Here is a 4,869-nt window from a genome sequence, read left to right as displayed (position 1 = left end):
GCCCGCGCCCGTCGAGTCCACGGCGGTCACTTGGGGTGCGGGGACGCTGAACGGCTCGGCGCCCCGGGCCGCGTACAGACTCCCCGCCGCGCCCAGGGTGACGATCACCTCGGGCACCTGGTCGAGCAGGGCCGCCGCCGCCTTGCGTGGGTCGGTGTGTCCGGTGAGGGCGGTGGCCTCGTGCTCGTTGGGGACCAACAGGTCGGTGGCGGCGAGGAGTTCGGGCGGGAGGGGTTGCGCGGGGGCGGGGGTGAGGATCGTACGGACGCCGTGGCGGCGGGCCGCCTCCGCGCCCGCGACGACTGCCGCGAGGGGGATCTCCAACTGGAGGAGCAGGGCGTCGGCGGAGGCGATGAGGGCCTCGTCGCCGGGGGCGAGGTGGTCGACGGTGGAGTTGGCGGCGGGGATGACGACGATCGCGTTGCCGCCCTCGTCGTCCACGACGATGTGCGCGGTGCCGGACGGGCCCTCGACGGTGCGCAGATGGTCGGTGTCGACGCCGATGGGGGTCCCCCCGGTCGAGCGAAGTCGAGAGTGGGGGAGCTCGAACGTGGAACGGAGTTGGGCGCCGTAGGCGTCGTCGCCGACCGCTCCGATGATGGTGACGTCGGCGCCCGCGTGGGCCGCGGCGATCGCCTGGTTGGCGCCCTTGCCGCCGGGGATCGTGCGGAACTCCCGTCCGGTCACGGTCTCTCCGCGCTGCGGGGCCTTCGTGACGTAGGCGACGAGGTCCATGTTCGTGCTGCCGAGCACGGCGATGAGGGTCATGGGCGGGCGGTCTCCTGGTGGGTGAGCCGGGCGAGGGTGTCGAAGCCGATGCCGTTGAAGTCGCCTACGGAGGTGGCGAGTCGGTTCTTGAGCGGGGTCGTCCAGCGGTCGGGGAGCGCGGCGGGGGTGCCCGCGAGGAGGGCGGAGATGGAGCCGACCGTGGCGCCGTTGGAGTCCGTGTCCCAACCGCCGGACACCGCACGGCAGATGGAGCCGGTGAAGTCGCCGTCCGCGTGGGTGAGGGCGGCGGCGATCAGGGCGGTGTTGGGGATCGCGTGGACCCAGTGGTGCGTGCGCGCGTGGGTGGTGTGCAGTTCGTCCACGACGGCGTCGAAGTCCCGGTGTTTCCGGGCCAGTTGGAGGGCGTGCTGGATCGCCTTGGCGAGCCGTGAGGCGGGCGGGACGACGGTCAGGCCGGTGCGCAGGCAGGCGTGGACGTCATGGGTGCCGGTGGCCGCGGTGGCGATGACGGCCGCCGTGAACATCGCCGCGTAGACGCCGTTCGCGGTGTGGGTGAGGGTGGCGTCCCGGTGGGCCTGCTCGGCCGCCGCGCCCGGGTCGCCGGGGTTGGTCCAGCCGTGCACGTCGGCGCGGATCAGGGCGCCGATCCACTCGCGGAACGGGTTGCGGTGGCGGGCCGTTCGCGGGGGTTCCAGGCCGGACAGCAGATTGCGGTAGGCGACGCGTTCGGCGGTGAAGGTGCGGCCCGCGGGGAGTTCGTCGAGCCAGAGCTTCGCCACGTCCGCGGTGGTGAAGTCCTTGCCGTGGCGCTGCAGCAACAGGAGGTTCAACAGAGGGTAGTTGAGGTCGTCGTCCTCGGGCATGCCGTCGATGTTCTCGGCGAGGGAGGTGGGGGCGGAGCGGCGGTTCCAGGGGTGGGCGGCGAGGAGTTCGGCGGGGACACCGCGGGCGGTGAAGTAGAAGTCGAGGGGCCAGTTGCCGGTGGCCCGGGCGAGTTGGCGGATGCCGTCGAGGGTGATCTTCTCGACCGGTTTGCCGAGGAGACAGCCGACGGCCCGGCCCAGCCAGGCGGCCTGAAGAGTGGCCGGACGGGGTGGGGAAGTGGCTTGTGCGGTAGGCCAGTTGGGGCACAGGGATCTGATCTTCGTCAGGTCCGTGGGCTCCTGGTCCGCCAACCTGCTGGGCAGGTCCGCCAGTTCGTCCAGCAGGTCCTCGGCGAGCAACCGGAGGTAGCGGGTGGCGGGTTGGTCCGAGGCGCCCGCCCGGGCCGGTGCCTCCGTACCGCCCGCCGCCCGCCAGCGCGCCGCGATCGCCGACGGCTCGCGTCCGTCCTGGACGGCCTGGCGCAGTTCGTGGCCGAGCAGGTCCTCCGGCTGGACCCAGGTCAGTCGGAGCACCGCAGTCCTCCGATCTCGGTGAACGCCGCCTCGTGGGCCCGGCGTCGGCGGACGTCCTGTGCGAAGACCTCCCGCGCCACCCGGGCGAGCGTGGCCGCCGGTTCCCACAGGTCCAGGCGGCTGGCCTCGGCGACCGTCTTCGACCAGTCCTGCGGAACCGGCGAACCGAGCGCACCGGCCACCGCGCCCGCCATCGTCGCGATCGAGTCGCAGTCCCGGCCGTAGTTCACCGAACCCAGCACCGCGTGCCGGTAGTCGCCGCCGGAGACCACCAACATGCCCAGGGCGATGGGGAGTTCCTCGATCGCCTTGATGCGGGAGGGGCGGCGGGCGTCCAGGGACGGGGAACGGTAGTCGGGGCCCACCGTGTCGTACGGCGCGATGGCCTCCCGCAGTGGAACCAGCGCCGACTCGAAGTCCGAGTAACGGGCGGCCACTTCGCAGACCTTCTCGATGGCGGTGCGCGTGCCGTCCTTCGCCAGGGACAGGCAGGCGGCCACCACCGAGTCCGGGGTCGCGCCCGGTACGCAGGCCGCGGCGACGGCCGCCGCGAAGACACCGGCCGCCTCACGGCCGTACGACGACTGGTGTGCGCCCGCGATGTCCAGGGCCTCGGCGTAAGCGCCCGCCGGATGGGCCGCGTTGACCAGGCCGACCGGCGCCATGTACATCGCGGCACCGCAGTTGACGATGTTGCCGACGCCGGCCTCGCGGGGGTCGACGTGGCCGTAGTGGAGGCGGGTGGCCAGCCATTTCTCGGCGAGGAAGATGCGCTGGAGGGGGATGGCTTCGGCCTCCAACTCCGGGATCCAGCGCGGGTTTTGCATCAGGTCGGGGACGAGGTGGTCGGCGACGGAGTACGCGTCGAGGTGGTCGCGGACAGTCGCGTACACCCGTACCAGCGCGTGGGTCATCAAGGTGTCGTCGGTGACGTGGCCGTCGCCCTTGTGGTACGGCGCGATGGGGCGGGCGGTGCGCCAGGCGTCGCCGTTCCAGGGGCCGACGACGCCGTGGACGCGACCGCCGTGCCGTTCGAGGATCTGGTCGGGGGAGTAGCCCTCGACAGGGCCGCCGAGGGCGTCGCCGACCGCGGCGCCGACGAGGGCTCCGGTGATCTTCTCCTCAAGGCTGCTTTCTGGCTCTTTGGGCGTCATGCACCGAATCATCCTCCTGGTGGGGGCGGTTGTGTGGCTTCCAGGAGTTCGGCGAGTTCCACGAGGTCGGTGCCGGTGAGACGGGGGAGGGCGCAGCCGGAGAGGGTGCGGCAGGCGTCCCGCCAGGTTGCCGGGATCGCCTGTCCGCCGCTCAGTGCTCCGGTGAGGGCGCCCGCGAGGGCCGGTGCCGAGTCGGCGACGCGGGAGAGGCAGGCCGCGGCGGGGACCGCTTCGGCGATACGGCCGCGGGAGGCGGTGGCGAGGGCGAGGGCGACCGGGACGGTTTCGGCGGCGGCGATGCCGTAGCTGTAGACGTGGTCGACGATCTGGTGTTCCAGGAGGGGGACGAGGGAGAAGGCGTTGTCGCTGTCCTCGGCCAGTTTCAGTGCGTGGCGGGCGTTGCGGCCGATCTCGGTGGCTTCGGGGAGTTCGGCGAGGGCGGCTGCCACGCACTCGTCCACGTCCGCGCCGACGAGCGCGAGTGCGAGGGCCGCCGCCATGGCTCTGGCGCCGTGGACTCCGTCGCCGTCCTGGGTGTAGTGGGCGTCGAACTCGGCGAGGGCAGCGGCGCGTTGGGGGTCGCCGGGGTGGGCTACGGCGAGGACGCAGGCCCTGATGCACGCCGCGTCGTCGAAGTAGTGGGGGTTGTCGTGGCCGGTGGCGGGTGGGCGGAGGCCGGCGGCGAGGTTGCCGAGGCCTGCTCGGACCGAGATGCGGGCGCGGAGGGGGAGTACGGCGGACTCGACCTCCGGGGCGCGGTCCGCTGCTGCGGCTACTTCGCTGGCTACGGCGTTCCAACTGAGGTCGATCGAGGCGCGGGTTCGGCGTTCTCGGCTGAGGTCGCCCAGGACTGTGTCGTCGCCGGCTCGGAGTACGGCTTCTGCGGCGAACGCTGCCCATTCGGCGTCGTCGGAGGGGCCAAGTCGTAGCGGCTCGGGGGGTTGGTTCAGGGCGATGGGGACGGGGAGTGTCGTGGTCGCGTTCTGCTCGGCGAAGGTGTCCAGCTCGCGGGTGAGGCGGCGGGTCCACTCGGGCATGCGGGCGGCGCGGTGCCTTGCGGCCGGCCAACCGGCGGCATCACCTGCGGCGAGGCCGAGCAGCAGCCCCTCGATGCGGCGGGCCTTGTGAACAGCCTCGGCTTCGCCCTCGGCCCTTCTGCTCCCACCCGCACCACCCGTACAACTTTCGTCGTCGGGTGCGGGTGGCCCCTGTGGGGCGAATTCGCCGTCGGCGGCCTGCCGTTCGTCGTGAGTTTCGGCGTCAGGGTGTCTCACAGCTGCACCTCGTCCTCTTCCGCCGCCAGCACGAACTCCCTCTGGTTCCGTCGTACGGCGCCCTCAGTACCCCACTTGCCGCCCTCCCCCGGAATCAGCAACTCCGCGATGTCCAGGACGTGGTGGCCGGCCATCGCCGGTAGGCAGCTGCCGCGTGCCGGGCCGATCGCCGATGCCCAGTCCGTCGGGATCGAGGACGCGCCCCGTGTCGCGCCCGCCAGCGCGCCCGCCACCGCCGCCGTCGTATCCGCGTCGCGCCCCATGTTCACCGCCGTGAGGACGGACTCCACGAAGTCGCCGTCCGCCGCCGCGTAC

The 4,869-nt window shown here is 72.5% G+C and carries 5 protein-coding genes; all 5 read right to left on the bottom strand.

The window, feature by feature from the left end:
- Positions 1 to 768: ribokinase (locus R6V09_RS46075; RefSeq protein WP_317887443.1), on the bottom strand; the 768-nt coding region annotated here is incomplete at its 3' end.
- Positions 765 to 2,126: an ADP-ribosylglycohydrolase family protein gene (locus tag R6V09_RS46070; RefSeq protein ID WP_317887442.1), complete on the bottom strand. Its 1,362-nt coding sequence runs from the start codon at positions 2,124 to 2,126 to the stop codon at positions 765 to 767. The genes R6V09_RS46070 and R6V09_RS46075, both read right to left, overlap by 4 nt.
- Positions 2,114 to 3,280: an ADP-ribosylglycohydrolase family protein gene (locus R6V09_RS46065; protein WP_317887441.1), complete on the bottom strand. Its 1,167-nt coding sequence runs from the start codon at positions 3,278 to 3,280 to the stop codon at positions 2,114 to 2,116. Before R6V09_RS46065 ends, R6V09_RS46070 begins: the two co-directional genes overlap by 13 nt.
- Positions 3,281 to 3,288: 8 nt before the next feature.
- Positions 3,289 to 4,554, bottom strand: coding sequence for an ADP-ribosylglycohydrolase family protein (locus R6V09_RS46060; RefSeq protein ID WP_317887440.1), 1,266 nt, complete (start codon positions 4,552 to 4,554; stop codon positions 3,289 to 3,291).
- The coding region (locus R6V09_RS46055) for an ADP-ribosylglycohydrolase family protein (RefSeq protein ID WP_317887439.1) at positions 4,551 to 4,869 on the bottom strand (319 nt) is incomplete at its 5' end. The genes R6V09_RS46055 and R6V09_RS46060, both read right to left, overlap by 4 nt.

It is taken from the genome of Streptomyces sp. W16 (assembly GCF_033194735.1).
Lineage (GTDB): Bacteria > Actinomycetota > Actinomycetes > Streptomycetales > Streptomycetaceae > Streptomyces.
This window is presented reverse-complemented; position numbering and strand designations above follow the sequence as displayed.

Bases quoted from the DNA above. Each gene is read 5' to 3' on its own strand.
- R6V09_RS46065 (WP_317887441.1), bottom strand. From the start codon at position 3,280: ATGACGCCCAAAGAGCCAGAAAGCAGCCTTGAGGAGAAGATCACCGGA.